This window comes from Variovorax sp. Soil_C_33 (assembly GCF_057656935.1).
This window is the reverse complement of record NZ_JBDGJK010000014.1, coordinates 23234-48799: the sequence shown is the minus strand read 5'-3', so window position 1 is coordinate 48799 and position 25566 is coordinate 23234. Positions and strand designations below refer to the sequence as shown.

Genomic DNA, 25566 nt, shown 5'->3' with positions numbered 1-25566 from the left:
CGTTGCATTCTATGAACAGGGACTTTAAGCTGCGATGAATACGAAAACCTGGATGTGCCTGATTTGCGGGTGGATCTACGACGAAGCGGTGGGAGTGCCAGAAGATGGTATTGCGCCCGGCACGGCATGGGCAGATGTTCCGATGAACTGGACCTGTCCCGAATGCGGGGCGCGCAAGGAAGACTTCGAAATGGTTGAAATCTGAAGCATGGCATAGGCGTGCTTCCTTGCGTCCCTCGTCGAGGGCGTTGCGGTCATCGAGGTATTAATAGAGGAGCGTGCGAATGAGCGCGAATGGATCGGGTTACAAGGTGCTTGTCATCGACGACAGCAACACCATTCGGCGCAGCGCCGAGATCTTCCTCAAGCAGGGGGGGCACGAGGTCCTGCTGGCCGAAGACGGGTTCGACGCATTGTCGAAAGTCAATGATCACAAGCCGCACCTCATCTTCTGCGACATCCTCATGCCGCGCCTCGACGGTTATCAGACCTGCGCCATCATCAAGCGCAACGCCCATTTTTCCAATGTCCCGGTCGTGATGCTCTCCTCCAAGGATGGCGTGTTCGACAAGGCCCGCGGCCGCATGGTCGGTTCCCAGGACTATCTCACCAAACCCTTCACCAAAGACCAACTGCTCCAGGCTGTGCAGCAGTTCGGCATCGTTTCGCAGGAAGTGCAGTAATGGCTATTCGCAAGGTACTCGTGGTCGACGATTCCAAGACGGAATTGATCTTTCTCACTGAACTTCTTCAAAAGAACGGCTTTTCGGTGAAAACCGCCGAGAATGCCGAGGACGCGATGCGCCGGCTCGAGGAAGAGCAGCCCGACCTGATTCTCATGGACATCGTGATGCCCGGCCAGAACGGCTTCCAGCTCACGCGCGCGATCGCCCGCAATCCGAAGTACGAATCGGTGCCGATCATCATGTGCACGAGCAAGAACCAGGAAACCGATCGCCTCTGGGGCATGCGCCAGGGTGCCCGTGACTACATCGTGAAGCCGGTCAATGCCGCCGAGCTGATGGCAAAGATCAGCGCGCTCGCCTGAATCCGACAGTTTTTCGTACATGGCCAACCGCGACGCTCTCCGCGCATTCCAGTCCCGGCTTGCCAGCCGCCTGCAGGCGGCACGCACCTCGGGCGTTTCCGCTTCGTGGCTCGCCGTGGAAGCGGGCGAGTCGAAGTACCTGTTCCCGCTCGGGCACGCCGGCGAGATCTTTCCTTGGACGGCGCCTCAGGCCGTGCCGTACACGGCGCCGTGGTTCCTGGGCGTCGCCAACCTGCGCGGCGGGCTGTACGGCATCGTGCAGCTTTCCACTTTTGCCTCGGGCTCAGCCGCTGCGCCCGTGCAGAGCGAAGCGGCGCGCGCCCAGTCTCGTCTCGTCGCACTCAACGAGATGCTCGAAGTCAATTGCGCCTTGCTGATCGACCGGCTGGTCGGTCTGCGCGGCGTCGAAGCCTTCACCGAATCGCAGGCCCCGGATGGCGACGCCCCGGCCTGGCTGGGACATTCGTACACCGACGCCGCCGGCGGGCGCTGGCAGGAAATCAACCTGCAGGCGCTATCCCAGCAACCCCAATTTTTGAGCATCGGCGCCTGAGCGGAACGCTTGGCACCGACTACTACCTGAAGGACCGACCGTGAGCTCGATCGCCGACAAGTTCAAGAAATTCCTGCCCGCCGGTGGCGACAACGTCAACATGCGTGTCGACAGCGGCTCGACCCTGTCGCTCGACAACATGGAAACCGTGCAGCCGCCCGAAGAGAAAACGGTGCGCATCCGGCGCGACGCGATGCCCGAGTCGGCGCCCGAGCCGGTTCTCGCTATGGACGCCGCCAACGACCAGGCGCCGGCCGGCAGCCTCGATGAACCGGCGCAGGCCGAAACCCGGGGCGCGGTTCCGCCGGGGCCCGCGGGCGCGGTGCGCTCGCTGCGCTCGAACCCGGCGCGCCAGCAGCGCGTACTCGCGATCGTGCTCGCGACCGTGGTGCTGTTGCTGTTGCTCGTCGCCGGCTCCGCCATCCTGCGCGCCGAACGGCTGGCGCAACAGGTTGCGGCCACCGGCCAGTCGCTGATGCAGTCGCAGCGTCTCGCCAAGTCGGTCTCGCAGGCGCTGGTGGGCAACGTTCCCGCTTTCGCGGAAGTCAAGGACAGCTCGGACGACCTCACGCGGCGCGTGCAGGGCCTGGCAAACGGCGACGATTCGCTCAAGCTGGAACGCGTGGGCGGCCAGTACGACGCCGAACTCGGCAAGATCACGCCGCTGGTCGAGCGCGCCGACAAGAGCGCCAAGGCCGTGCTGGCCCAGCAGCAGATCCTGACGCAGGTGGGTACCGCGCTGCGCGACATCAATCGCCAGTCTTCCGACCTGCTCGAAATGACCGAGACCGTGGCTTCGCTCAAGATGCAGCAGAACGCCACCCTGCCCGAGATCTCGGCCGCCGGCCAACTCGTGATGTTGACGCAGCGCATCGGCAAGTCGGCCAATGAATTCCTTACCGTCGAAGGCGTGAGCCCCGACGCGGTGTTCCTGCTCGGCAAAGACCTGAACACCTTCCAGGAAGTCACGCGCGGCCTGCTCGAGGGCAATGCCCAGCAGCGCCTGCCCGGCTCGCGCGATGCGCAGACGCGCCAGCAGCTCGAAGCCATTCTCAAGACCTACGAGCAGACGCGCACGCAAGCCGGCGCCATTCTGGGCAACCTCCAGGGCCTGGTCGCTGCGCGCGAAGCGCAGGCCGCCATCCTGGCCGACAGCGAACCGCTGCGTACCTCGCTCGGCGACCTGCAGGACAAGCTCTCCGCCCGCACCGGCCTCGGCGCCGGCACGGTGGTGATGCTGTTCGTGCTGTCGCTGGCCGCGCTGGCGCTGGCCGGTGCCATCGGCTTCGTGCAGGTGCGCGAAGGCCGCGAACGCGCCCTGGCCGCCGAACGCGAGCGTCTCGCCGCCGAGCGCGCGAGCGAAGACGCGGGCCGCGTCAATGCCGCCAACCAGGCGGCGATCTTGCGGCTGATGAACGAACTGCAGACCGTTGCCGAAGGCGATCTGACGCAGGAAGCGACGGTGACCGAAGACATCACCGGCGCCATCGCCGACTCGGTGAACTACACGGTGGAAGAACTTCGCCTGCTGGTGGGCAACGTGCAGAACACGGCCACGCGCGTGGCGCAGACCACCTCGCAGGTGGAAAGCACCTCGACCGAACTGCTCGCCGCCTCCACCGAGCAGCTGCGCGAGATCCGCGAAACCGGCCAGTCGGTGCTCACGATGGCCGAGCGAATCAACGGCGTGTCCTCACAGGCGCAGGAGTCGGCCACGGTGGCGCGCCAGTCGCTGGAAGCCGCTTCCTCCGGCCTGCAGGCCGTGCAGAACGCGATCGGCGGCATGAACTCGATCCGCGACCAGATCCAGGAAACCTCCAAGCGCATCAAGCGCCTCGGCGAATCCTCGCAGGAGATCGGCGAAATCACGGAGCTGATTTCGGACATTACCGAACAGACCAACGTGCTGGCGCTCAACGCCGCCATCCAGGCCGCGTCGGCCGGCGAGGCCGGCCGCGGCTTCTCGGTGGTGGCGGAAGAAGTGCAGCGACTGGCCGAACGCTCCGCAGACGCCACGCGCCAGATCTCGGCGCTGGTGAAGGCGATTCAGACCGACACGCAGGATGCGGTGGGCGCCATGGAGCGCTCCACGCAGGGTGTGGTGGAAGGGGCCAAGCTCTCCGACAACGCCGGTACCGCGCTGTCCGAGATCGACCGCGTGTCGCGCCGCCTTGCCGAGCTGATCGAGCAGATCTCGCAATCCGCTTCCCGCGAGGCCGACTCGGCCAACGTCGTGGCCGCCAACATCCAGCACATTTTCGCCGTGACCGAGCAGACCGGCGAAGGCACGCGCACCACCGCACAGCAGGTCCGCGAGCTCTCGCACATGGCCGAGGAACTGCGCCAGTCGGTGTCTCGTTTCAAGATTGTCTGAACGCCGAGCGCAGAACGTGTCGATCCAAAGCCCTGCCACCGCCCCAGTAGCTGGCAACGCGCCAGCCACCGAAGATCTCGGGCCGCTGGCCTGGGTGCTCGGAGAAATCCAGAAGTCGCTCGACAACGCCAGCAAGACGCTGCGGCGCTTCGCCCGCGAGGCCGGCAGCGCCCCGGAGACCGACACCACGCCGCTGCGCATGGCGCGGCAGCAGCTGCACCAGGCCGTCGGTGCGCTGCAGATGGTGGGCCATTCGGCGCCGGCGCTGGTGCTGGGCGCGATGGAATTCGCGGTCCAGAGCTTCATCACGGAGCCCGCGCGCTGCACCGAAGCCGCCGTCCACAAGATCGACCGCGCGGGCTTCGCCGCCACCGATTTCCTCAATGCGCTGCTGGCGGGCAAGACCGTGTCCTCGGTCGCGCTGTTCCCCCAGTACCGCGACGTGCTGGAACTGGTCGGCAACGAACGCGTCCACCCGGCCGACCTGTGGAGCATGAGCTGGCGCTGGGTCGAGATCAAGCCGGCGCCGACGCAGACCGCGCTGGTGTACGACCCGGCGGTCCGCTCCAAGCTCGACCGCGAAGTGCTCAAGATCGTCAAGAGCGGCGATGAGCATGCCGCGCGGCGCCTTCAGGCCCTGTGTCTGGGCTTGGGACGCGGCGCCTCGGTGCCGCGCGTCGCCAGTTTCTGGACCCTCGCAGCCGGCTTCTTCGAGGCCCTGGCGCTGTCGCTGATTCCGACCGATTCCCATGTGAAGCGGGCCGCTTCGCGCGTGCTGCTGCAATACGCCACCCTGGCGCGCGGCGACAACACGGTGTCGGATCGCCTGGGCCAGGACCTGCTCTTCTTCTGCGCGCAGGCCGTGCCCGGCCCGCGCGACGAAGCCGCCACGCTGCGCGCGGTGCGCGTCGCCTGGGGCGTGGCCAACGAGCAGAAGGTCGACTACGCGATCGAGCAGTTCGGCCGCTTCGACCCGCTGGTGCTCGCGCAGGCGCGCAAGCGCATCGAGGCCGCCAAGGAAATGTGGTCGGCGCTCTCGGGCGGCGACGTCTCGCGCACGCGGCAGGTGGCCGACACCTTCGCCCAGCTCGGCGAGTCGCTGCAGAAGCTGCATCCGCCGAGCCTGCCGATGGTGCAGGCCATGAACAACGCGGTCGACGCTTCGCTGCGTTCGGCCAAGCCGCCGGCCACCGAGCTGGCGATGGAAGTCGCGACCTCGGTTCTCTATCTCGAAGCCGCCTTCGAGGACCTCGATCCGCACGACCGGCAATTGACGGCGCGCACGGTGCAACTGGCCGGCCGCATCGAACGCGTGCGCGAAGGCGGCCGTTCGGAGCCGCTCGAGCCGTGGATGGAAGAGCTCTACCGCCGCGTGAGCGACCGCCAGACCATGGGCACCGTGGTCGGCGAACTGCGCGCCCACCTGAGCGAACTCGAAAAATCGCTCGATCAGTTCTTCCGTCGCCCGGCCGACAAGAGTGTGCTGCGCACCGTACCGACCCAGCTGCTGCAGATGCGCGGCGTGTTCTCGGTGCTCGGCCTCGACCAGGCTGCGCAGACCGTGCAGCGCATGCGCGACAACGTCGACCAGCTGCTGGCCGAGGAAGCCGCTGCCACCGAAGCCAGCGATTTCGACGCGCTCGGCAACAACCTCGGCGCGCTGGGTTTCCTGATCGACATGCTCGGCTACCAGCCGGCGCTGGCCAAGCGCCTGTTCGTGTTCGACAGCGAAGCCGGCGAGCTCAAGCCGCTGATGGGCCGCCAGGCCAACGACACCGCCGTGCCCGAAGCGACGGCACCGGTTTCCTTTGCCTCCGCTTCCGGACCTGTCGCGGTCACCGACACCGTGCTGAGCGTCGAAGAAGTCGATGCCCAGATTGCAGCCAAGCTTGCCGCGCTGGCTGTCCCGACGCGCAAGGCGCCTTCGCCGATCGAGGAATTCAGCAAAGCCACCGCGAGCTGGACTGCCAAGATCACCGGCCCCGCGCCGTTGGAGGCCCTGCCCGACACCGAAGTGACGGAGCTCGAGGAAGACGATCTCCAGAACATCTTCCTCGACGAGGCGCGCGAGGTGCTGCACAACGGCCTGGCCGCCGTGTCGGCGCTCGGCGCGCAGCCGGACGACAACGGCGAGCTGACCGTGCTGCGGCGCGCCTTCCACACCCTCAAGGGCAGCTCGCGCATGGTCGGGCTGATGGATTTCGGCGAAGCCGCCTGGTCCTTCGAGCAGGTGCTCAACACCTGGCTCGCCGACCAGCGTCCGGCCACGCCCGAACTGCTGGCCGGCACCAAGCGCGCACTGACGGATTTCGCGAAGTGGGTCGAGGCCATCGCCGCCAGCGAACCGCACGGTTGGCAGTCCGCACCCTTCCGCAGCATGGCCGAAGCGCTGCGCACCGGCGAACCGCTCGCGCCGTCGGCGCGCGTGGCCGACGCTGAGGCCCTCGTGGCCGCGGCACGCCATATCGCGGCGGAAGAAACCATCGCCGAGGCCAAGGCTGCGCCCGACGCCCAGCCCGAGCCCCTTCCCCTGCCGGAATTGCCCGAGATCGAATTCGATCTGGGGCCGGTCGCGGACGAGACGCCGAGCGAGGGCGCGCCGGAACCCGTGCCTCATTCCGCCAGCGTCGACGTCGACGAATTCGCCTCGACCGATTTCCTCGATTTCGAAGCCAAGCCGACCTCTGCGCTGGAAGAGCCCGTGCCGCCGGCCGAGCTCGAAGAAATCGACTTCCTCGAAACCGCGCACGTCTCGATCGAGCCCGCGCTGGCGCTGCCGGCCGAGCCCGCCCTCGAGGCTCCTGCTCCGGTCCCGGCTCCTGCTGCAGAACCCGAGCCCGCGCCGGAGCCTGCTTGGGCACTGCACGTCGAGCCTGAAGCCACACCGGAGCCCGAGGCTCCGGCGGTCGCCGAGCAGGCGGTTGAAGAACTGTCGCAGGCGCTGGAAGAACCCGAGCCCGAAGCGATTGCCGCAAGCGCAGAACCCGAAGCCGAGCCCGAGCGTCCGGCCGTACCGAGCGCCGACGACCAGGTCAAGGTGATCGGCCCGTTGCGCATCGGCATCGCGCTCTACAACGTCTATCTCAACGAAGCCGACGAATGGTCGCGCCAGCTGGCCACCGAGGTCGGCGAGTGGGCGCTCGAAACGCATGAACGCGTGTCGGATTCGACCATCGGGCTCGCCCATTCCCTCGCCGGCAGTTCCGCGACCGTAGGCTTCCAGGGCCTGTCGGACATGGCGCGCTCGATCGAGGCCGCGCTGCAGCATCTGCACATGCAGGGCCGCGGCACGCCGGCGCAGGGTGCCGTGCTGCTGGCGGCGGCCGAAGAGTTGCGGCGCCTGCTGCACCAGTTCGCCGCCGGCTTCCTGCACGAGCCCGCCGAAGAAACCATGCGCGCGCTGCGCGATGTCGCAGCCTCGCCGATGCCGATCGACATGGGCGAAGCCGCGATCGGATCCGTGGCCTCGTTGCGCTTTGCCGTGCCCGATGTGGCGCTCGACGACTCCGAGGACGCGATCGACGTCACCGACGTGATCGACGTCGACCTGTTCCCGATCTTCGAGGAAGAGGCGGCCGAACTGCTGCCCCAGCTCGGCAGCGCCTTGCGCGAGTGGTCGCAGCATCCCGAGGATCCGGCGCCCCGCGCCTCCACGCTGCGCACCCTGCACACGCTCAAGGGCAGCGCCCGCCTGGCCGGTGCCATGCGACTGGGCGAACGTGCCCACCGCATGGAATCCGAGATCGAGGCGATCAGCGCCGAGGGCGCCGACCGCCAGGCGATCGAGCACCTGCTGACCCGCTTCGACACGCTGCAGGCCACCTTCGACGGGCTGCGCGCCGCCGACGACGCGATCCAGACCGAGCTGGTGCAGCGGGTGGTCGCTGCCGCGCCGGCGGCTCCCGCCGTGTCGGCCGCGGCAGAAGCAGCAGCCGACGCTGCCGAGCCGGAGACCGGCACGGCAGAGCCGGCGCCCATTGCCGAGGCCGATGCGGCGCGCCGCGCGGTCGCACTGCCTTCGCCGTCCGCATTGACGCCGCTGCGCACCATCTCGAGCCAGGCGGTGCGCATTCGCACCCACCTGCTCGACCGCTTGGTGGCGCAGGCCGGCGAGGTCATCATCACGCGCTCGCGGCTCGAGGCCGAACTGGGCCAGCTGCGCAGCTCGCTCGGCGACCTCACCGGCAACCTCGACCGGTTGCGCCAGCAGCTGCGCGACATCGAGGTCCAGGCCGAAAGCCAGATGCAATCGCGCCTGGCCCAGGCCAAGGACTCGCAGCAGGGCTTCGACCCGCTCGAGTTCGACCGCTTCACGCGCGTGCAGGAACTCACCCGCATGATGGCCGAGTCGGTCAACGACGTGGCCACCGTCCAGCGCACGCTCCAGAAGACCGTGCAGGCGACCGAAGACGACCTGAGCGCACAGGCGCGCCAGACGCGCGAACTCCAGCGCGGGCTCCTGCGCACCCGCATGGTGGAATTCGAAGGCATTTCCGAGCGCCTCTACCGCGTGGTGCGGCAGGCCTCCAAGGACACCGGCAAGCAGGTGCGCCTCGACATCATCGGCGGCTCGATCGAGATGGACCGGGGCGTACTGGACCGCATGACGCCCGCCTTCGAGCACCTGCTGCGCAACTGCGTCGCACACGGCATCGAAGACGTGGCGGCGCGCGAGAAGGCCGGCAAGGATGCCAGCGGCCTGATCGTCATCGAGCTGCACCACGAAGGCAACGACGTCTCGGTGAGCTTCCGCGACGACGGCGCGGGCCTCAACCACAAGCGCATCCTCGAGCGCGCGCAGTCCCTGGGCCTGATCGCCCAAGGCCAGAAGCTCAGCGAAGACGAGGCCGCCGAACTGATCTTCCAGCCCGGCTTCTCGACCGCCGAGCAAGTCTCCGAACTGGCCGGCCGCGGCATCGGCATGGACGTGGTGCGCGCGCAGGTCGCGGCGCTCGGCGGCCGCATCGAAACCCAGAGCAGGCCGGGCGAGGGCACCAGCTTCAAGCTCGTGCTGCCGCTGACCACCGCCGTGACCCACGTGGTCATGCTGCGCACCGGCGCCACCTCGATCGGCGTGCCGTCCAACCTGGTGGAGCTGGTGCAGCGCGCCAGCGGCTCCGAGCTCGAAACCGCCTACCTCAACCAGCGCTATGCCTTCGCCGGCGAGCAGGTGCCCTTCTTCTGGGCCGGCGCATTGCTGCAGTCTTCGGCGCGCAGCGAGCGCGCAACCGGCAAGACCAACACCATCGTCATGGTCCGCAGCGCGCAGCAGCGCGTGGCGCTGCACGTGGACGAAGTGCTGGGCAACCAGGAAGTCGTGGTCAAGAACCTCGGGCCGCAGCTCTCGCGGCTGCCGGGCATGGCTGGCATCTCGGTGCTGGCTTCCGGCGCGGTGGCGATGATCTACAACCCCGTCGCGCTGGCCGCGGTGCATGGCGAGAAAGCGCGCCAGCTTCAGGCCAAGGGCGCAGCGGCAGCGGCCGCGGCGCTGCAGCAGGGTGCGCGCGGCGCCGATGCCGTGGTGGCCCCGCAGGCGGCGCCGCAGATTCCGCTGGTGCTGGTGGTCGACGACTCGATCACGGTGCGGCGGGTCACGCAGCGTCTGCTGCAGCGCGAAGGCTACCGCGTGTCGCTGGCGGCCGATGGCCTGCAGGCGCTCGAACGCCTGCAGCAGGAACGGCCGGCCGTGGTGCTGTCCGACATCGAGATGCCGCGCATGGACGGCTTCGACCTTGCGCGCAACATCCGCGCCGACGAGTCGCTGGCCGGCCTGCCGATCATCATGATCACCTCGCGCATCGCCGAGAAGCACCGCGATCACGCGCGTGCACTGGGCGTCAACCACTACCTCGGCAAGCCCTATTCCGAAGAAGAGCTGCTGCGGCTGGTTCGCAGCTACACCAGTGCCGAGGTGCCGGTGGCGATGGCGGCTTGAGCGGGCAGGGCAGCGGCCTCAGGCGCTGCCCTTTCTCTTGTCGAGCGCCTGGCGCACCACCCCATAACGCTGCAGCGTCCGCTCTCGCGCCTCGGCGTGGTCCACGATCGGCTTCGGATAGTTCTCGCCCAGCTTCACTCCGGCCGCTTCCAGTTCCAGCGGCTTGGCGGTCCATGGCGCGTGGATCGCCGCGTTGGGCAGCCTGGCGAGCTGCGGCAGGTAGCGGCGGATGAATTTGCCGTCGGGGTCGAAGCGCTCGCTTTGCGTTACCGGGTTGAAGATCCGGAAGTAGGGCTGCGCGTCGCAGCCGCTGGAGCTCGCCCACTGCCAGCCGCCGTTGTTCGACGACAGCTCGAAGTCGTTGAGATGCAGCGCGAAGTAGCGCTCGCCGCGCCGCCAGTCCAGCCCCAGGTCCTTGCAGAGAAAGCTGGCCGCCACCATGCGCAGCCGATTGTGCATGTAGCCGCTCTGGTTGATCTGCGCCATGGCGGCGTCGACCAGCGGGTAGCCGGTTCGGCCCGTGCACCAGGCGTCGAACAGCAGGTCGGCGTGCTTGCCATGGTGCCACTGGATCCTGTCGTACTCGGGCCTGAAGCTGCGCGATTCGCCGCCCTCGGCCACGTGCGGATGGTGGGCGAGGATCTGGAAATAGAAGTCGCGCCAGATCAGCTCGCCGAGCCAGGTCGCTGCGCCCGCGTCGCCCTGCAGCGAGAGCTGGTGCGCCATGCCCGCGAGCTGCCGGATCGAGACCGTGCCGAATCGCAGGTGGACGCCCAAGTAGCTGGGGCCCCGCACCGCGGGGTAGTCGCGCGTCGCGTCGTAGCGGTCGACGCGCTGGAAGAAGTCGCCGAGCAGTGCGGCGGCGCCCTGGCTGCCGGTCGGGATGTCGAGCTCGGCCAGGTTGCTCCTTTCGAAGCCGATTTCGGCCAGTGTCGGTACCGGCGCGCTGAATTTCTCCGGCGCTGGCGCAAGCGCATCGGCGTAGCCGCGCACGGGATAGGGCTTCAGATAGAAGGCATCGACCTTGGCCAGCCACGCGCGCTTGTAGGGCGTGAACACCGTGTAAGGCTGGCCGGTCCGGGTCAGCAGCTCGTCGCGTTCGAAGACAGCCTGGTCCTTATGGGTGTGGAAGGCGATGCCTGCGTTGGCGAGCGCGCCGAAGACCTTGGCGTCGCGCGCGAGAGCGTCGGGCTCGTCGTCGCGGTTCGCGAACACGGCCTGCACATCCAGCGCGCGCGCCAGCGGCGCGATTTCGTCTGCGGCCACCGCGTGGCGCACGATCAGCCCGCCGCCCAGCGCGCGCAGCTCGGCATCCAGCTCGACCAGCGATTCGCGGATGAATTCCACGCGCCGGTCCACGCGCGGCAGCGCATCGAGGATCGCGCGGTCGAAGACGAACACGCAGAGCACCTGCCGGCAATTGCGCAGCGCATGGTAGAGCGCCGCGTTGTCGTCCACCCGGAGGTCCCGGCGGAACCACATCAGGCCCTTGGGATAGCTTTTGTCGACGGCCAGTAAAATCGGCGGCATGGCTTCCGATTCTGCCCCGATGAACCTCACGCATCACTTCCTGATTGCGATGCCGGGGCTGACAGACAAGGCCTTCAGCCGCAGCGTGGTCTACCTCTGCGAGCACAGCGAGCGCGGTGCGCTCGGCCTGGTGATCAACAAGCCCAGCGACATCAACCTCAAGGTGCTGTTCGAGAAGATCGAGCTCCACCTCTCGCGCCCCGAGCTCGGCAGCGCGCCCGTGTTCCAGGGCGGGCCGGTGCAGACCGAGCGCGGCTTCGTGCTGCACGAGCCGGTGTTCTCGGATGCCGAGAAACCCAACGAATCCGTCTACGCCTCGACCATGACCATTCCGGGCGGGTTGGAAATGACCACTTCCAAGGACGTGCTGGAAGCCCTGGCCACCGGCGCCGGACCGCGCAAGGTGCTGGTGTCGCTCGGCTACGCGGCCTGGGGCGAGGGCCAGCTCGAATCCGAACTGGCCGAGAACAGCTGGCTCACGGTGGTTGCCGACCCGGCGGTGATCTTCGACACGCCGATCGAGCAGCGCTACGACAAGGCCCTGTCGCTGCTGGGCCTGGAGGCCTGGACCCTGTCGCCGGATGCGGGACATGCATGAAGGCTTCGGCGATGCCTGACAGCGCTGCTCCTTCCGTCCTTGTCCCTTCCCATTTCCAAAGCTTTCTGGCCTTCGACTACGGGCAGAAACGCACCGGTGTCGCCAGCGGCAACCGGCTGTTGAAGAGCGCCACGCCGCAAGCCACCATCAAGGCCGAGGGCGACGCACGCTTTGCGCAGGTCGAGGCCCGCATCCGCGAATGGCAGCCCGACGCGCTGGTGGTCGGCGTTCCCTACCACCCCGACGGCGCGCCGCACGACAACACCCGGGCCGCCCAGCGCTTCGCCCGGCAACTGAAGGGCCGCTTCGGCCTGCCTGTCTACGAGGTCGACGAGCGCTACAGCACGACCGAGGCGCTGGCCTCGGGCGCGCGCGACGCCGACGCCGCATCGGCCTGCATCATTCTTGAACAGTTCCTGAGGAGCCTTCCGTGAACTCCATCCCAGACGCCGAAGCGCTCTACGTCGAGCTGCTGCGCGGCGTGCAATCCCTGATGCGCGCCGACACGCGCCTCGTCGGCATCACCTCCGGCGGCGCCTGGCTGGTCGAACGGCTGCAGAAAGACCTGGGGCTGCCGGGCGCGCCCGGCACCATCTCCTCGGCCATGCACCGCGACGACTTCGCGCGCCGCGGCCTGGCCGCGAGCGCGCAGACCCATTTGCCCTTCGACGTCAACGGCGCCGACGTGCTCCTGCTCGACGACGTGCTCTACACCGGGCGCACCCTGCGCGCGGTGCTCAACGAACTGTTCGACTTCGGCCGGCCGGCCTGCGTGCGGCTCGCGGTGCTGGTCGACCGCGGCGGGCGCGAGCTGCCGGTGGCGGCCGACTTTGCGGCGGCCAAGCTCGAGCTGCCCGCCGTGCAATCGCTCGCATTGGCACGCGATGACAAGGGCGCCTTCAGCTTCCAGGTGGAGAAAGCCTGATGCTTTACAAACGCAACCCCCAACTCAACAAGAACGGCGAGCTCATCCACCTGCTCTCGATCGAGGGCCTGCCCAAGGACATCGTCACCCACATCCTCGACACCGCCGCCAACTTCACCAGCGTGAGCGACCGCGAAGTGAAGAAGGTGCCGCTGCTGCGCGGCAAGAGCGTATTCAACCTCTTCTTCGAGAACTCGACCCGCACCCGCACCACCTTCGAGATCGCGGCCAAGCGGCTGTCGGCCGACGTCATCAATCTCGACATCGCGCGCTCGTCGGCGACCAAGGGAGAGTCGCTGCTCGACACCATCGCCAACCTGAGCGCGATGGCGGCCGACCTGTTCGTGGTGCGCCACAGCGAATCGGGCGCGCCCTACCTGATCGCGCAGCACGTCGCGCCGCACGTGCACGTGGTGAATGCCGGCGACGGCCGCCACGCGCATCCGACGCAGGGGCTGCTCGACATGTACACGATCCGCCACTACAAGAAGGATTTCGCGAACCTCACGGTGGCGATCGTCGGCGACGTGCTGCACTCGCGCGTGGCGCGCTCCGACATCCACGGCCTCACCACGCTGGGCTGCGCCGAGGTGCGCGTCGTCGGCCCCAAGACGCTGGTGCCGGGCGACATGGCGCAGATGGGCGTGCGCGTGTGCCACTCGCTCGAGGAAGGCATCAAGGACTGCGACGTGATCATCATGCTGCGGCTGCAGAACGAGCGCATGAGCGGCGCGCTGCTGCCTTCGTCGCAGGAATTCTTCAAGACCTACGGCCTCACGCCCGAGAAGCTGCAGCTCGCCAAGCCCGATGCGATCGTGATGCATCCGGGGCCGATCAACCGCGGCGTCGAGATCGACTCGGCCGTGGTCGACGGCCGGCAGAGCGTGATCCTGCCGCAGGTCACATTCGGCATCGCGGTCCGCATGGCCGTGATGAGCATCGTCGCCGGAAACGAAGCATGAAAATCCTGATCACCCATGGGCGCGTCATCGATCCTGCGTCGGGCTTCGACAAGCAGGCCGAGGTCGCACTGGCCGACGGCAAGGTGCTCACCATCGGCAGCACGCCCGCCGACTTTCGCGCCGACCGCACTCTCGATGCCCAGGGCTGCCTCGTCGTGCCCGGCCTGGTGGACCTGGCCGCGCGCCTGCGCGAGCCCGGCTACGAACACGAAGGCATGCTCGAAAGCGAGATGGCCGCGGCGGTCGCCGGCGGCGTCACCAGCCTGGTATGCCCGCCCGACACCGACCCCGTGCTCGACGAGCCCGGCCTGGTCGAGATGCTCAAGTTCCGCGCCGAGAAGATGCAGAGCGCGCGCCTGTTCCCGCTGGGCGCGCTTACGCGCGGCCTCGCCGGTGAAGTGCTCACCGAGATGGCCGAGCTCACCGAGGCCGGCTGCATCGGCTTCGGCCAGGCCGACATCCCGCTGGGCAACACGCAGGTGCTGCAGCGCGCGCTGCTCTACGCCAGCACCTTCGGCTACACCGTGTGGCTGCGCCCGCAGGACCGCGACCTGGGAAAGGGCGTGGCCGCCAGCGGCCCGCTCGCGACGCGGCTCGGCCTGGCCGGCGTGCCGGTCGCCGCCGAGACGATTGCAATCTTCACCATCGTCGAACTGATGCGCGGCACCGGCGCGCGCGTGCACCTGTGCCGGCTGTCGAGCGCGGCCGGCGTCGACCTGGTGCGCGCCGCCAAAGCCGAAGGCCTGCCGCTCACTTGCGATGTCAGCATCAACTCGCTGCATCTGGCCGACACCGATATCGGCTTCTTCGACAGCCGGGCGCGGCTCAATCCGCCGCTGCGGCAGCAGCGCGACCGCGACGCGCTCTCGGCCGCACTGGCCGACGGCACCATCGACGCGCTGGTCTCCGACCACACACCGGTGGAGGCCGACGCCAAAACGCTGCCTTTTGCCGAAAGCGAGCCGGGCGCGACCGGACTCGAGCTGCTGCTGCCGCTGGCGCTGCAATGGGGCGAACAGAGCGGCGCCGGGCTGGCGCGTGCCATCGAGGTCGTGAGCGCCGCGCCGGCGAGGCTGATCGGCGCGGCGGAAGCCGGGCGCTCGTTGCCGGGCGTGGCGGCCGACCTCTGCGTCGTCGATCCCGCGCTCGAATGGCAAGTGCGGCCCGAGGCGCTGCGCAGCCAGGGCAAGCACACGCCCTTCGGCGGCTACGCGCTGCGCGGGCAAGCACGCTTCACGCTGGTGGGCGGGCGGCTGGTCCACGGCTGAACCGGGGAAACTCCACGCGATGCAGGCCCTGTCCGCCTTCCTGAAGCTGGTGCGCGCCCTGGCGCATGCGCACGTCGGCTGGTGGACCATCCGCACCCAGTTCCACAAGCTCTCGCCCGCGCAGCGCGAGCAGCGCGTGCAGCAGTGGGCCGAGCGCATGCTGACCCTGATGGGCATCCGTCTGGTGGTTCAGGGGACGCCGCCGGCCCGCGGGCCGGTGCTGATGGTGAGCAACCATCTTTCGTGGCTCGACATCCTCACCATCCATGCGGCGCGCCACGTGCGCTTCGTCTCCAAGGCGAACGTGCAGTATTGGCCGCTGATCGGGACGCTGTCGAACGGTGCGGGCTCGCTCTACATCGAGCGCGAACGCCGCCGCGATGCGCTGCGCGTGGTGCACCACATGACCGAGGCGCTGTGCAACGGCGACCTGATCGCGGTGTTTCCCGAGGGCACTACCAGCGACGGCAGCAGCGTGCTGCCCTTCCACGCCAACCTGCTGCAGGCCGCCATCTCCTCGGGTGCGCCGGTGCAGCCCATCGCGCTGCGTTTTGCCGATGCCGCCACCGGCGAAACCAGTCAGGCGCCGCGCTACATCGACGACGACAACCTGGCCAGCTCGCTGTGGCAAGTGCTGAAGGCGCCGCCGCTGCTGGCAATCGTGCGCTTCGGCGAGCCCCAGCCCTCCTGGGGCCGCGATCGGCGCGCCTGGGCGCTTTCGCTGCATGCCGACGTGCAGGCTCTGCGCCGCCAGACGCACTGAGCAGGCAGGCAAAAAAACAGCGCCCCGTTGGGCGCTGTGCAACGGCGCGGTAAGCGCCGGGAGGAGGAACTGGATGTGCAAGCACATTAGCCGCCGCACCCCTCCCGCCCTGCCGGAGAAGGCAATGCGCGCACGTGGGCGTTGGCCTACAGGGCGCTACGCCAATGCGTCCGGGCGGGGCAGCAGTCCGAGAAAGTGATCGAGCATCTGGAAGTGGTCGTCCAGGAACTGCTCTTCGCGTGCGCACAACTCGCCGATCGGCACCCACTCGACGGCCTCGGCATCGTCGTCCGCGCGCACCGCAGGCAGCGCGCGATCGCCCAGATCGAAGAAGTGCCCGTGGGTGATGGTGCGGCCGCGCTGGCTGCGATCGGGCCGGTCGAAGACCTCGGTGCTGGCCAGGCAGGCGAGCAGCGTGGCGGCCGGCAGATCGAGGTGCGTTTCTTCCTCGAGTTCGCGCAGCGCGGACTGCAGCGTGGTCTCGCGCTGTTCGAGAAAGCCGCCCGGCACCGCCGTCAGGCCCTTGCCAGGCGCATGGCCGCGGCGGATCAGCAGCGCGTGGTCGCGGCATTTCACGACGCAGTCGACGGTGACGAGCACCACCGGGTAGGGCGATGCGGCCCATGACGCGTCGTGCTGCCGGAGGATCTCCCACTCCTGCGCCAGCTGGTCGAATAGCGGCCCGGCCATCCAGGCGCGCAGAAAGGCGAGGGTGCTTGCCGGCACGGCGCGGGCCAGCGTTTGCGGCGCGTCCATCGCACTGCCGAAGATCGCGGCGCGCACCGCGTTCGTACTCGCGGTGTGAACGCGCTCCGCCGCCTGCAGCGTCCAGCCTTCGAAGCCGTGGAGGTAGTCGCGCGTGGCGTCCTTGACGTGGCCAATCAGCACCGTCGACGTGGAGGAAGGAGCGACGCCTTGCGCGGAGAGAGCCGCATCGATCTCCTGCCGCACCTCGGCGTACCAGCGCTCGTCGTCGAAGTGATCGCGCATCGGCACGCAGAGCACGCGCTGCCGGTCGGCCTCCGGCAGTGCAAGGCGAATCATCTCCGCGCGCTCCTGCCAGCTGAAGGGGTTCTTCGGCGAACGCGCCTGGAAGGCGGAGCCGATCACCACCGCCACGCGCGGTGCCGCATCGAGCGCTCTTTTCAGCAGGGCCTGGTGGGCGTTGTGGAAAGGCTGGAAACGGCCGATGAGGACGGCGAGATCGTGTGCTGCGAGTTGGGCGGTCATGAGCAATTCTGGCAGCCGCTGCATGACAAAGCGCCTATGGAGAAATGAATACTTAAGGGGTACTCTCGAATGCAATAGCCATCGCGCCCTTGTCTGATGAGGCGATACGGCCGAACCGGGGTTGGAAAGGACAAAGCGACATGGGGTCAGCAGAGATGCACAAGAGACTTCAACGGTTATTTGCCTGGATGTTCCTGCTGGCGACGCTCTCGCTGTCCAGCTTGGTCGGGGTCGAGGTTTTCTTTCCGCCTCCGCCCATATCCCCTCCGCCAGAGCGTTCGCTCCTGGATCTCCTGGAGTTCGATCTGCCCGACCCAAAGCTGCTGGCTGTCGTGGTGGCGCTGGTCGTGGAAGTTGCGTCCTTCGCCGGCCTGGCCATCACGGCTCTGCTGGATTGGCTGGACGTTCGCCACCATCGCTCTGCCTAGTCGGCAAGTGCCCTCGACAGGAATCGTGGACAGCGCCTCGTCAAGAACGGGCTCCTGAGGAGTCGTGTTCGGGCCGCAAGCACTGCAGTCTTGTGCGCGGCCCCCGGCAAGGTGCGTCGTTCAAATAGTCGCCGATCAAGGCTTCGGCGGCAGGTCGCTACTCAAGAAAGCTGGCGCGTATCTGGTCCCCTGCGGTCCCATCTTCGGTGCCAAAGCCATCGCCGAGCGCAGCGCACTCGGTGACCACACATTCAGCAAAGGTCCGCACAGCGGCCGGCACCGGTTCGCCAGCCTTCAGGAGGCCAGCCATCACAGCCAGCTCTTCGAAAACCTCGGCGGGGTTTCGATTTGGTTCCATGATCGAATATTAGGTCGCAGCCCCGATGGCTTCCACGGGTGAATGACCTTAAAAGGTAAGTTCGTGTGCTCCCCAATCTGCCAGCTAAATGCACGCTGGCGTGAGTATGCGAAAAGTTCACATTTGTTTGGCATTTCCCTTACTATTTGCTTACGGCAAGACGGCTCTTCTAAGCCGCTGCCTCAAGGACGAGGAGGAACCATGACCAAGCAACAGAAATCGCCGTTCGACGTGCTCGGCACGCATCCCTACCCGCAGCAGGAGTGGCGATGCGCCTTTGTGTCGGAGTGGGCACGGTTGGCAGAAGGTTGCGCCGATGTGGCGCAGACAGTCGAGGCCGCCGAGGAGCTGTATGCCAGGCATGGCGCCCGAAACCCTACTGAGGTCGCACGGGAAGAGTGGGGCGGCTCCACGTAAGTGCCTAGCCGATAGAGGCCGCTGCCGGAGGATGCCCGCCGGTTTGTCCAGCGCTAGTTCGGATGCAGGTGGTGCCCTCGACAGGAATCGAACCTGTATCTGAGTCTTAGGAGGACCCCGTTCTATCCATTGAACTACGAGGACGAAGGCGGTGGCGACTTTACCAGTTCAGTCGTACTTCACCGTGTAGATCAGGTCAATCCCGCTCTGCTGGCCGGCCTGGCCGCGCAAGGTCAGGCGGCGGGTCAGGTCGTAGAAGATGAACAGCGAGCCGAGGGTGCCCGAGAGGCTGCGTTCGTAGGTGAGGTAGAAATCCTGGGAGATGCGCTTGCCCACGGTGACGGCCGATTCGCGCAGGTCGCCGCCGCTGCCCGGGCCCTTGAAGCCGATCTCGTCGAGGCCGAAGCGGCTCGCGAGCCCGCCGCCGGTGCCGCCCTTGCCGAGCCCGCCCAGCAAGGCCAGCGCGGCCTGCTGCAGCAGCACCGATTCGCCGCCGCTGGTGGCCGAAGCGCGGCCCAGCACCACCCACGACAGCGTCTCCGCGTCCGAGAGCGTCGGCTCGGAATACAGGCGCACGCGCGGCGTCTGCGCGGTGCCGCTGATCTGGACGCCGGCGCGCTGCGAGATGTTGGGCCGGATCGCGAGGATGTCGAGCGCCGGGTTGTCGTAGGGGCCGTTGAAGCGTGCGATGCCGGTTTCCACGTCCAGCCGCTGGCCGTAGGCGCGGTACTGGCCCTTGACGGTCCTGACCTCGCCCGTGATGCGCGGCGGCGCGTTCAACGCGGCGCCGCGGATGTCGAGCTTGCCCTCCAGCCGCGTGGTGAGGCCGCGCCCCTGCACCGCGAAGTCGTTGCCGAGATCGAAGGTGACCGCGATGTCGGGCGGCTTGGCGGTCTGCGCCTTGGCCACCCGCGCCTCGTCGCGCCCCAGCTGGCGCTGGGCGGCTTCGGCCGCCTCGCGGTCCTTCGCGGCCGAGCGCACCACCACGTCGCTGCCCAGGCCGGGCGCGGTCTCGTCGGGCAGGATGACGACGGCGCGATCGGTCTTCAGGTTGCCGCGCACGCTGAACTGGCCGCTGTCGAGCCGCGTCTGCAGATCGCCCGAGAGCGTGACCTGGCGGTCGCTGCGCACCAGCATGCGCAGCGACCGCAGCTGGGCCTGCACGGCCATGCGGATGCCGGTGCCGGCGGCCGGCGCCGCACCCCAGCTGAGTTCGCCGCGCGCCGAGAGCGTGCCGCCGTCGCTTGCGGCCTCGCTGGCCGCGGTGCTGATGTTGCCGCTCTGGCCCGGGATGCGCGCCGTGCTGCCGGTGCCGCCCTTGAGCGTGAACTCGGTGATCTCGAGGCGCTCGCCCGTGAGCGTCGCGCGCAGGCGCCCGTCGCGCAGGTCCAGCCCTTCGACCAGCGCGCGCAGGGCGAGCTTGTCGGCGGCGAGCGTGCCGTTCCAGCGCGGCGCTGCGCGGTTGCCGGACAGCGCGGCGTCGGCCTCCAGTGTGCCGGCCACGCGCCAGCCCGGCGGTGCCAGGATCGACCAGACGCCAAGATTGGGCAGGCGTGCCGTCACGCGGCCGCTCAGCGGCGCATCCGGCGCCCATTGCCAGCCGCCCGCGCGCTGCAGCACGCGCGTGCTGGCTTCGGCATTGATCTGGCCGGCGCGCTCGCTGTCCCAGGCCAGGCCGGCGCGCACGGTATCGCCCTCGGCGTCGAGCCTGAGCTCGGCCTGGCGCAGGCCGGCCGGCGTGCTCTGGCCGTCGCCCGCCGCGTTCATGCTGCGTTCGCTCGCGCTGCCGGTGCCGCGGCTCGTGATGCGCGTGACCAGCGCGGCCTCGCCGGCCTGCACGCGGATGTCGCCGCTTTCGCGCGTGAGGCGGACACGCGCGCGCAGCACATCGACGGCGTCGATGTCCCATTCGCCATTGAAGAGCAGGTCGCCGCTGATGCCGGCCTCGGCCAGCGCGGCGCCACCGCCCAGCGCCTCGGCCCAGGCCATCGGCAGGCCCTGCAGGCGGCCCTTCGATTGCAGGCGGAACGCGCGGTTGGAGGCGCCGCCGCTGTGGCTGTAGCGCAGGGGTTCCCACTCGATGCGCACGGTGCCGGGCGCCGGCCCGCGCAGCGTGGCGGCCGCGGCGGAGGCCTCGACGTCGAGGCGGTCGGCCGTGCTGCTGCGCAGGGTGGCGCTGACTGCGCGGCTCAGCTCCACGGTCCAGGGCCCACTGCTGGCGGCGGCGCTGTCCTGCATCTGCGCGCGCAAGCCGGCGATCGCGACGCGCCACTGTTTCGCCCGCTCCAGGCCGCCGCTGGCGCGCGTGTCGAGCGTGAACTTCTGCGTGCCGCTGCGGGCCTCGCCCTTCAGGTCCAGCGTGGCCTGGGCCAGGCTGCCGGCGAGTTCGGCGCGCAGCTCGCGCAGCAGCACGGTAGTCGCGGGCCCGTTGGCGGGCGGCGCCAGGCGCAGGTCCAGGCGCGGCACGGACAGGCTGGCTTTCAGGGTGGGCTCGCTCGTGCCGCGCGGCGCCGGCTCGCTGGCGTTCTGCAGGCGCCGCTGCACGGCCTGCCAGCCGCCTTGCCAGCTGGCATCGAGCCGCGCGCTGCCCTGTGCGGTCGTGCCCGCGAACGCCGCCGAGAGCCCGGGAAGACGCTCCATCCAGGCCTGCAGCGCGGCCGCATCGTCGACCTGGGCCTTGATCTCCCCGCCGCCGCTGGCCGGCGCAATGCGGCCCTGCACTTGCGCGCCGCCGCCCGGCATCGCGAGCTTCAGCTCGCCGCTCGCGGCCTGCTCGGCGACGCGCACCTGCAGCTTGCCTTCGACGCTGGCATTCGATGCCTCGATGCGCAGCGTGCGCAGGTCCAGCACCTGCGCCTGCCATTGGCCGCGCGCCAGCGCGCGGTCCAGGCGCAGGCCCTCCAGCGCCTTGCTGCCGGCGCCGCCCTCGGCCTGCAGTGCCACGTCGAATAGCAACGCTTCGCCGCGCTGCTCGGCATTGACGCTGCCGCTCACGGGTGCGCCGGCAAGCTCGGTATGCAGTGCACCGGGACGCACGCTGCGCACCCTGGCTCGCGCCTGCCACTGCGCGGGCGCGGGGCTCCAGCGGCCCTCGGCCTCGATGCGGCCGCCGCCGGCGCGCACGCTCGCCTGGGGCAGGGTCCAGGTCGTGCCGTCGAAGCTGGCGCGCGCCTCGATCCGCTCGATGGGCAGCCTGCCGGTGTCCCAAGGGCCGGGCTGCGCGTTGCGGATGTCGGCGCTGGCCTGCCAGACCGTGGCGGCGCCCGCGCTGCCCGCCTCGGGGCCGGCCTCGACCTGGCCGCTCAGCAGCGTGGTGGGCGCTTCGGGCCACAGGAGTGCCAGGTCGACGTTCTGCAGATCGGCCTTGGCGTCGATCACCGGCTGCGACAGCCAGGGCGCGATGTGGGCGTCGAGCTGCGCCTGCATCCGCGCCGCCGTGCTGTCTTCGGCCGGCTTCAACTGCGCCGCTATTGCCAGCCGAGCCTCGGCGCCGGCAAGCGTGCCTTTCACGGTCGCCTGGGCCAGCACGTCGATGCCGCGGTCCTCGGCCAGCGGGGCACGCACCCGGCCGTCGAGCACGGCATCGATCGCCATCGGTGCCGGGCCTTGCAGTTTGACGCGTGCGCTGTAGTGGCCGTCGGCGATGTCCACGCCGGTCACCTCGAGCTGGTGTTCGGCGCCGGCGTAGCGGTAGCTGCCGGCCAGCTGGGCGGCCTGCAGCGCGGGCGGGCCGGCCCAGCGCAGTTCGTCGATGCGGAAGGGCAACTCGACCTCGACCGGCAGCACGATCTGCTCCAGGGGTTCGAGCGGCTTGTCCTCGACCGGGCCGCGGCGCTCGATGAGCAACTGCGCCGCATGCACTTCGCCGAGCTGCACCTTGCGCTTCAAGAGCGGCGCCAGCTGCCAGCCGATCTTGGCGTCATGCACCTCCACCGCGAGGCTCTCGCTCTGCCAGCGCAGCCAGCCGATGCGCCCTCCCACGCGCAGCGAGCCCGTGACCTCGCTGCTTTCCAGCGTCTGGCCGGCGGGCAGGTAGCGCGCGGCGCGTGCGAGCGCGAAGGCCAACGATTCGTTCGAGCCCAGCCACCACCAGGCGCCGGCCGTGAGCACGCCCACCAGCAGGACCAGGCCGAGGAGGCTCCAGGCCAGCGCACGCAACGCGCGGCGGCCGAGCGAACGCTTCGGCAGCGGGGCGGGAGACTGCGCCTGTTGCTGCATCTTAAAAAGTGAAGCCGAGCCGCAGGTGCAGCCGGAATCTCTTGGTGTCCACGCCGTAGGCCAGGTCGGCCTGGACCGGCCCTACCGGGCTGCGCCAGCGCGCGCCCACGCCGACGCCGACCTTGGCCTTGAGTTCGCCGGGCTTGTCGGCCACCGCGCCGGCATCGACGAACACCGTGCTCTCCCATTCGGTCATCTTTCCGCGGTAGACGAAAGGGCGCTGCCATTCGACGCTGGCCACGCCGAGGTAGCGGCCGGCGACGATCTGGCCGTCGCTGCGGACGGTGCCGATCTGGCGGTAGCTGTAGCCGCGCACCGTGGTGTCGCCGCCGGTCAGGTACATCAGCGTGGAGGGGATTTGCGCGCTGTCCTTGGCCACCACGGCGCCGGCCTCGGCGCGCAGCTGGATGCGGCCGCTGCGCGCTTGCGTACCGTCGTCGCTCTTCACGGTGCCGAGCGGCACGATGCCGAGCCAGCGTCCGTAGATGCGCGTGAAGGGCAGATGCTCGCCGGTCAGCGTGTAGCCGAGGCCGAGCTCCAGCGCCAGGCCGTGGCCGCGCGTCGGTGCGCCCGCGTCGTCGAAGTAGCGACCGGTCCAGCCCCAGTTGACGCTCAGCGCCGAGGCCGACGGCGGCGCGGCGACGCCGCGGTTCTGCGCATAGTCGTACTGCAGGAAGTAGTTGAAGTCGATGTGGTCGCCGGCTTTGCTGCGTCCGCCGCGCAGCCGGCCGCTGTCGACCTCGTAGCTGCCCGAGGTTTCGCTCTTCAGCAGACCCGAGGCGAACAGGCGCCAGCCCTTGTCGTCGGGAATCGCGTTCCACTCGGTGCCCAGCGACTTGGTTTCTCGGTCTACCGAGAGCTTGGAGACGGCGCGCCAGCCGAGCAGCGGCATGCGGTTGTGGATGTGGTCGACCGACAGCCGCGGCCCGCTGTCGGTGGTGAAGCCCGCGCCCAGCACCACCTTCTGCAGCGGCGCCTCGCGCACCTGGGCGATGACCGGCGCCCATAGCGGATTGGTGCCGTTGGTGTCGAGGGTGAGGAAGACGGAGTCGAAGTAGCCGCTGCTCGCGAGGCGCTGCTGCGCATCGAGCAGCTTCTGCTGGTCGTAGTCGGTGCCGGTGGGCACGCGCGCGATCCGGCGCGTGCCGTCTGGGTCGTAGCGCTCGTTGCCACGCACCTCGATCGGACCGAAGCGGTAGGCCGGGCCGGACTGGTAGTTGACGCTGAGCTTGGCCTCGCTGCGGTCGGCGTCGATTTCGGCGCGGCTCGCGCTGATGCTGCCGGTGGGGAAGCGCTTGGCCGTCAGGCTGCGCAGCGTGGCGGCCTTGGCGTTGTCCCAGGCCTGCTGGGTGAAGGGCTGTCCGGCGCGCAGCGGCCAGTCGGTGCGGATCGTGTCGCGTTGGGCCTCGGCCGTGGCGTCGCTCTCGATCGGCCCGCTGAAGCCGATCTGCACGTTGGCGATGCGCGCGAGTTCGCCGGGCTCAACCGTGATCGTCACCTCGCGCGGCGCGCGGGCTTCAGGCGTCTCGCGCAGTTCCAGCGTGAGCGTGGGCGTGAAGTAGCCGAGGGTGCCGAGCAGCTCGCGCGCGTTCCCTTCGGCGGCCACCATCAGGCGCGAGAGTTCGGCCGCGCCGAGGTCGTCGAGCTGGCGATAGCGCTGGATTTCGAGATGGCGCACGAGGTAGTCGCGCACCGTGTCCGGCGCCTTCACCTCCACCGTGAATGCATCGCGTTGCGATGCCGGCTTGTCGCTGCTCGTTACCGGGCGCGCGGCAGTCTCCGTTTCGTCCGGCCCGCTCTTCGGCAGCAGGCTGCACCCTTGCAACAGAAGGGTGCCTGCACAAAAGAACGCCGGCATCCACGCCGGCGCGAGAGAGCGAACCACCCTGAGCATGCGGGCATTTTGACAGCATGCTCAGGGCGCCCCCCGGTTGGCGGGGCGCACAGGGCCTGTTTTTCAGGCGCGGCCGCTGACCTTTCGCGCCAGCAGCCAGACCACAGGCGGCGTCAGCATGCGGGCAAGCGCCTTGGCGCGGTCGACTCGGCGCGTCTTCATGAAGACCGAGGCCGATTCGTCCCCGTGCTGCTTGCCGGCGAGCGGGCTGGTGTAGTAGTAGGCGGCGACCGAGCGGCGCGGCCGGCCGTCCGGCGCCTGCAGCGGCATGGTGTGGCCGTGGTAGCTCCTGGGGCCGTGCGGCAGCAGGATGGTGCGGCCGAATTCGGGCTGCACGGTGGTCACGCAGCGGTCCTGCTTCTTGTCCCAGAGTTCGAGCCCGGAACCCCAGGCCGGGTCCCATCCCTTGTTGAGGTAGGTGATGAAGACCATTTCGTTCTTCAGCCCGAGATGCCGGTGGCGATTGAAGTCGCGGTGCACGGCGAAGGTTGCGCCGGTCCTGCTTTCGTGCAGCCCGCCGCCGAACAGCTTGGGATCGGGCAGCAGGTAGTCGACGCCGCTGAGCGACGACAGCCAGTTGATGAACCAGCCGGAATGGATGATGTCGAAGTACAGCTGCGAGGCCGGGCCCAGCGCCACGCCGAGCACCGAGCGGCGCGTCGATTCGTACTCGGTCTTGATGTCGGCCCAGTCGTCGCTGGGAAGCATGTCGAACTCTTCGGCCACCAGCTCCAGCAGGGTCGGGTGGAAGATGTTCTCGAGAACCAGGTGCGGAAACGGCGAGGCGGCCAGCAACTTCTGGTGCAGGCGTTCCCGCTGATCGGGCGCGAAGAGCGAGCGGTCGACGAGTTCGGCACGCGGCAGGCGCACGCCGCGGATGCTGATGAAGTCCGTCGGTGGCTGAAATCGCGCTTGCAGCAGCGCGCCGGCCAAAGGCTGCTCGCGTACCGGGGAGTCCAGCGGAAAAGAAAGCACGGCAGACATGGCACACCTCCTGCGGACGCAAGCGTCAACAAAACGCCTTATTTGAATCCTTAGGTGTTAAATGTAACCTCAGGTCTCAGC

At 68.7% G+C, this 25566-nt stretch carries 19 protein-coding genes and 1 tRNA gene; 14 read left to right on the top strand and 6 right to left on the bottom strand.

The features are described 5' to 3' along the window. The first annotated feature begins 34 nt into the window (after positions 1 to 34). From AC3A6B_RS20915 to AC3A6B_RS20890, 6 genes are all read left to right on the top strand, one after another. Positions 35 to 205 carry a rubredoxin gene (locus AC3A6B_RS20915; protein WP_093109554.1) on the top strand — a complete coding sequence of 57 codons (171 nt, stop codon included), beginning with the start codon at positions 35 to 37 and terminating at the stop codon, positions 203 to 205. A 79-nt stretch (positions 206 to 284) separates the two neighbouring features. Further along, the gene (locus AC3A6B_RS20910) at positions 285 to 683 is read left to right on the top strand and encodes a response regulator (RefSeq protein WP_093109555.1); all 399 of its coding nucleotides are present in this window, start codon (positions 285 to 287) and stop codon (positions 681 to 683) included. Next, positions 683 to 1048, top strand: coding sequence for a response regulator (locus AC3A6B_RS20905; protein ID WP_126838609.1), 366 nt, complete (start codon positions 683 to 685; stop codon positions 1046 to 1048). The genes AC3A6B_RS20910 and AC3A6B_RS20905 overlap by 1 nt, the downstream gene beginning before the upstream one ends. A 19-nt stretch (positions 1049 to 1067) precedes the next feature. Then, positions 1068 to 1601 carry a chemotaxis protein CheW gene (locus AC3A6B_RS20900; RefSeq protein ID WP_487838574.1) on the top strand — a complete coding sequence of 178 codons (534 nt, stop codon included), beginning with the start codon at positions 1068 to 1070 and terminating at the stop codon, positions 1599 to 1601. 226 nt (positions 1602 to 1827) lie between these two features. Beyond that, positions 1828 to 3975, top strand: coding sequence for a methyl-accepting chemotaxis protein (locus AC3A6B_RS20895; RefSeq protein WP_487838685.1), 2148 nt, complete (start codon positions 1828 to 1830; stop codon positions 3973 to 3975). 16 nt (positions 3976 to 3991) lie between these two features. Beyond that, positions 3992 to 9910 carry a hybrid sensor histidine kinase/response regulator gene (locus AC3A6B_RS20890; RefSeq protein ID WP_487838573.1) on the top strand — a complete coding sequence of 1973 codons (5919 nt, stop codon included), beginning with the start codon at positions 3992 to 3994 and terminating at the stop codon, positions 9908 to 9910. Positions 9911 to 9928: 18 nt separating this feature from the next. On the opposite strand, the gene AC3A6B_RS20885 is transcribed toward AC3A6B_RS20890, so the two are convergent. After that, positions 9929 to 11440, bottom strand: a complete 1512-nt coding sequence (locus tag AC3A6B_RS20885) for a cryptochrome/photolyase family protein (RefSeq protein WP_487838572.1) — start codon at positions 11438 to 11440, stop codon at positions 9929 to 9931. Here AC3A6B_RS20885 and AC3A6B_RS20880 point away from each other — a divergent pair. From AC3A6B_RS20880 to AC3A6B_RS20855, 6 genes are read left to right on the top strand one after another with little or no spacing between them, the layout of a single operon-like run. Next, on the top strand, positions 11439 to 12038 hold the full coding sequence (locus tag AC3A6B_RS20880) for a YqgE/AlgH family protein (protein ID WP_487838571.1): 600 nt from the start codon (positions 11439 to 11441) through the stop codon (positions 12036 to 12038). The genes AC3A6B_RS20885 and AC3A6B_RS20880 overlap by 2 nt on opposite strands. A gap of 11 nt (positions 12039 to 12049) precedes the next feature. Continuing rightward, positions 12050 to 12472, top strand: coding sequence for a Holliday junction resolvase RuvX (gene ruvX / locus AC3A6B_RS20875; protein ID WP_487838570.1), 423 nt, complete (start codon positions 12050 to 12052; stop codon positions 12470 to 12472). Continuing rightward, entirely contained in the window at positions 12469 to 12963 is a 495-nt protein-coding gene (gene pyrR / locus AC3A6B_RS20870) for a bifunctional pyr operon transcriptional regulator/uracil phosphoribosyltransferase PyrR (RefSeq protein WP_487838569.1), read from the top strand. The genes ruvX and pyrR overlap by 4 nt, the downstream gene beginning before the upstream one ends. Beyond that, on the top strand, positions 12963 to 13925 hold the full coding sequence (locus AC3A6B_RS20865) for an aspartate carbamoyltransferase catalytic subunit (RefSeq protein WP_487838568.1): 963 nt from the start codon (positions 12963 to 12965) through the stop codon (positions 13923 to 13925). Before pyrR ends, AC3A6B_RS20865 begins: the two co-directional genes overlap by 1 nt. Then, positions 13922 to 15193, top strand: coding sequence for a dihydroorotase (locus AC3A6B_RS20860; RefSeq protein ID WP_487838567.1), 1272 nt, complete (start codon positions 13922 to 13924; stop codon positions 15191 to 15193). Before AC3A6B_RS20865 ends, AC3A6B_RS20860 begins: the two co-directional genes overlap by 4 nt. Positions 15194 to 15212: 19 nt before the next feature. Then, the gene (locus AC3A6B_RS20855) at positions 15213 to 15956 is read left to right on the top strand and encodes a lysophospholipid acyltransferase family protein (protein ID WP_487838566.1); all 744 of its coding nucleotides are present in this window, start codon (positions 15213 to 15215) and stop codon (positions 15954 to 15956) included. Between the two features lie 156 nt (positions 15957 to 16112). Here AC3A6B_RS20855 and AC3A6B_RS20850 read toward each other — a convergent pair whose 3' ends face one another. Beyond that, on the bottom strand, positions 16113 to 17186 hold the full coding sequence (locus AC3A6B_RS20850; protein ID WP_487838565.1) for an NUDIX domain-containing protein: 1074 nt from the start codon (positions 17184 to 17186) through the stop codon (positions 16113 to 16115). A 140-nt stretch (positions 17187 to 17326) separates the two neighbouring features. Here AC3A6B_RS20850 and AC3A6B_RS20845 point away from each other — a divergent pair, with 140 nt between their 5' ends. Both AC3A6B_RS20845 and AC3A6B_RS20840 read left to right on the top strand, forming a co-directional pair. Then, positions 17327 to 17614 (top strand): hypothetical protein, encoded by a 288-nt coding sequence (locus AC3A6B_RS20845; protein ID WP_487838564.1) that lies wholly within the window; start codon positions 17327 to 17329, stop codon positions 17612 to 17614. A gap of 559 nt (positions 17615 to 18173) precedes the next feature. Then, complete coding sequence (locus AC3A6B_RS20840) at positions 18174 to 18389, top strand: hypothetical protein (protein ID WP_487838563.1); 216 nt, start codon at positions 18174 to 18176, stop codon at positions 18387 to 18389. Positions 18390 to 18458: 69 nt separating this feature from the next. On the opposite strand, the gene AC3A6B_RS20835 is transcribed toward AC3A6B_RS20840, so the two are convergent. The 4 genes from AC3A6B_RS20835 to AC3A6B_RS20820 all read right to left on the bottom strand — a co-directional run bounded on the left by AC3A6B_RS20835 (position 18459) and on the right by AC3A6B_RS20820 (position 25485). After that, positions 18459 to 18533, bottom strand: a tRNA-Arg gene (locus AC3A6B_RS20835). Between the two features lie 24 nt (positions 18534 to 18557). Continuing rightward, a complete protein-coding gene (locus tag AC3A6B_RS20830; protein WP_487838562.1) occupies positions 18558 to 22607 on the bottom strand; it encodes a translocation/assembly module TamB domain-containing protein in 4050 nt (1349 codons plus the stop codon). A gap of 1 nt (position 22608) precedes the next feature. Then, positions 22609 to 24501 carry an autotransporter assembly complex protein TamA gene (locus AC3A6B_RS20825; protein ID WP_487838561.1) on the bottom strand — a complete coding sequence of 631 codons (1893 nt, stop codon included), beginning with the start codon at positions 24499 to 24501 and terminating at the stop codon, positions 22609 to 22611. A gap of 63 nt (positions 24502 to 24564) precedes the next feature. Further along, positions 24565 to 25485, bottom strand: coding sequence for a 2OG-Fe(II) oxygenase (locus AC3A6B_RS20820; RefSeq protein WP_487838560.1), 921 nt, complete (start codon positions 25483 to 25485; stop codon positions 24565 to 24567). Between the last annotated feature and the right edge of the window lie 81 nt (positions 25486 to 25566).

What these genes read in the sequence shown, in the direction of transcription:
- AC3A6B_RS20915 (WP_093109554.1), top strand. Translation starts at nt 35, where the DNA reads ATGAATACGAAAACCTGGATGTGCCTGATTTGCGGGTGGATCTACGAC.
- AC3A6B_RS20910 (WP_093109555.1), top strand. Translation starts at nt 285, where the DNA reads ATGAGCGCGAATGGATCGGGTTACAAGGTGCTTGTCATCGACGACAGC.
- AC3A6B_RS20905 (WP_126838609.1), top strand. Translation starts at nt 683, where the DNA reads ATGGCTATTCGCAAGGTACTCGTGGTCGACGATTCCAAGACGGAATTG.
- AC3A6B_RS20900 (WP_487838574.1), top strand. Translation starts at nt 1,068, where the DNA reads ATGGCCAACCGCGACGCTCTCCGCGCATTCCAGTCCCGGCTTGCCAGC.
- AC3A6B_RS20895 (WP_487838685.1), top strand. Translation starts at nt 1,828, where the DNA reads ATGGACGCCGCCAACGACCAGGCGCCGGCCGGCAGCCTCGATGAACCG.
- AC3A6B_RS20880 (WP_487838571.1), top strand. Translation starts at nt 11,439, where the DNA reads ATGGCTTCCGATTCTGCCCCGATGAACCTCACGCATCACTTCCTGATT.
- AC3A6B_RS20885 (WP_487838572.1), bottom strand. Translation starts at nt 11,440, where the DNA reads ATGCCGCCGATTTTACTGGCCGTCGACAAAAGCTATCCCAAGGGCCTG.
- ruvX (WP_487838570.1), top strand. Translation starts at nt 12,050, where the DNA reads ATGCCTGACAGCGCTGCTCCTTCCGTCCTTGTCCCTTCCCATTTCCAA.
- AC3A6B_RS20865 (WP_487838568.1), top strand. Translation starts at nt 12,963, where the DNA reads ATGCTTTACAAACGCAACCCCCAACTCAACAAGAACGGCGAGCTCATC.
- AC3A6B_RS20860 (WP_487838567.1), top strand. Translation starts at nt 13,922, where the DNA reads ATGAAAATCCTGATCACCCATGGGCGCGTCATCGATCCTGCGTCGGGC.
- AC3A6B_RS20855 (WP_487838566.1), top strand. Translation starts at nt 15,213, where the DNA reads ATGCAGGCCCTGTCCGCCTTCCTGAAGCTGGTGCGCGCCCTGGCGCAT.
- AC3A6B_RS20850 (WP_487838565.1), bottom strand. Translation starts at nt 17,186, where the DNA reads ATGACCGCCCAACTCGCAGCACACGATCTCGCCGTCCTCATCGGCCGT.
- AC3A6B_RS20845 (WP_487838564.1), top strand. Translation starts at nt 17,327, where the DNA reads ATGGGGTCAGCAGAGATGCACAAGAGACTTCAACGGTTATTTGCCTGG.
- AC3A6B_RS20840 (WP_487838563.1), top strand. Translation starts at nt 18,174, where the DNA reads ATGACCAAGCAACAGAAATCGCCGTTCGACGTGCTCGGCACGCATCCC.
- AC3A6B_RS20830 (WP_487838562.1), bottom strand. Translation starts at nt 22,607, where the DNA reads ATGCAGCAACAGGCGCAGTCTCCCGCCCCGCTGCCGAAGCGTTCGCTC.
- AC3A6B_RS20825 (WP_487838561.1), bottom strand. Translation starts at nt 24,501, where the DNA reads ATGCTCAGGGTGGTTCGCTCTCTCGCGCCGGCGTGGATGCCGGCGTTC.
- AC3A6B_RS20820 (WP_487838560.1), bottom strand. Translation starts at nt 25,485, where the DNA reads ATGTCTGCCGTGCTTTCTTTTCCGCTGGACTCCCCGGTACGCGAGCAG.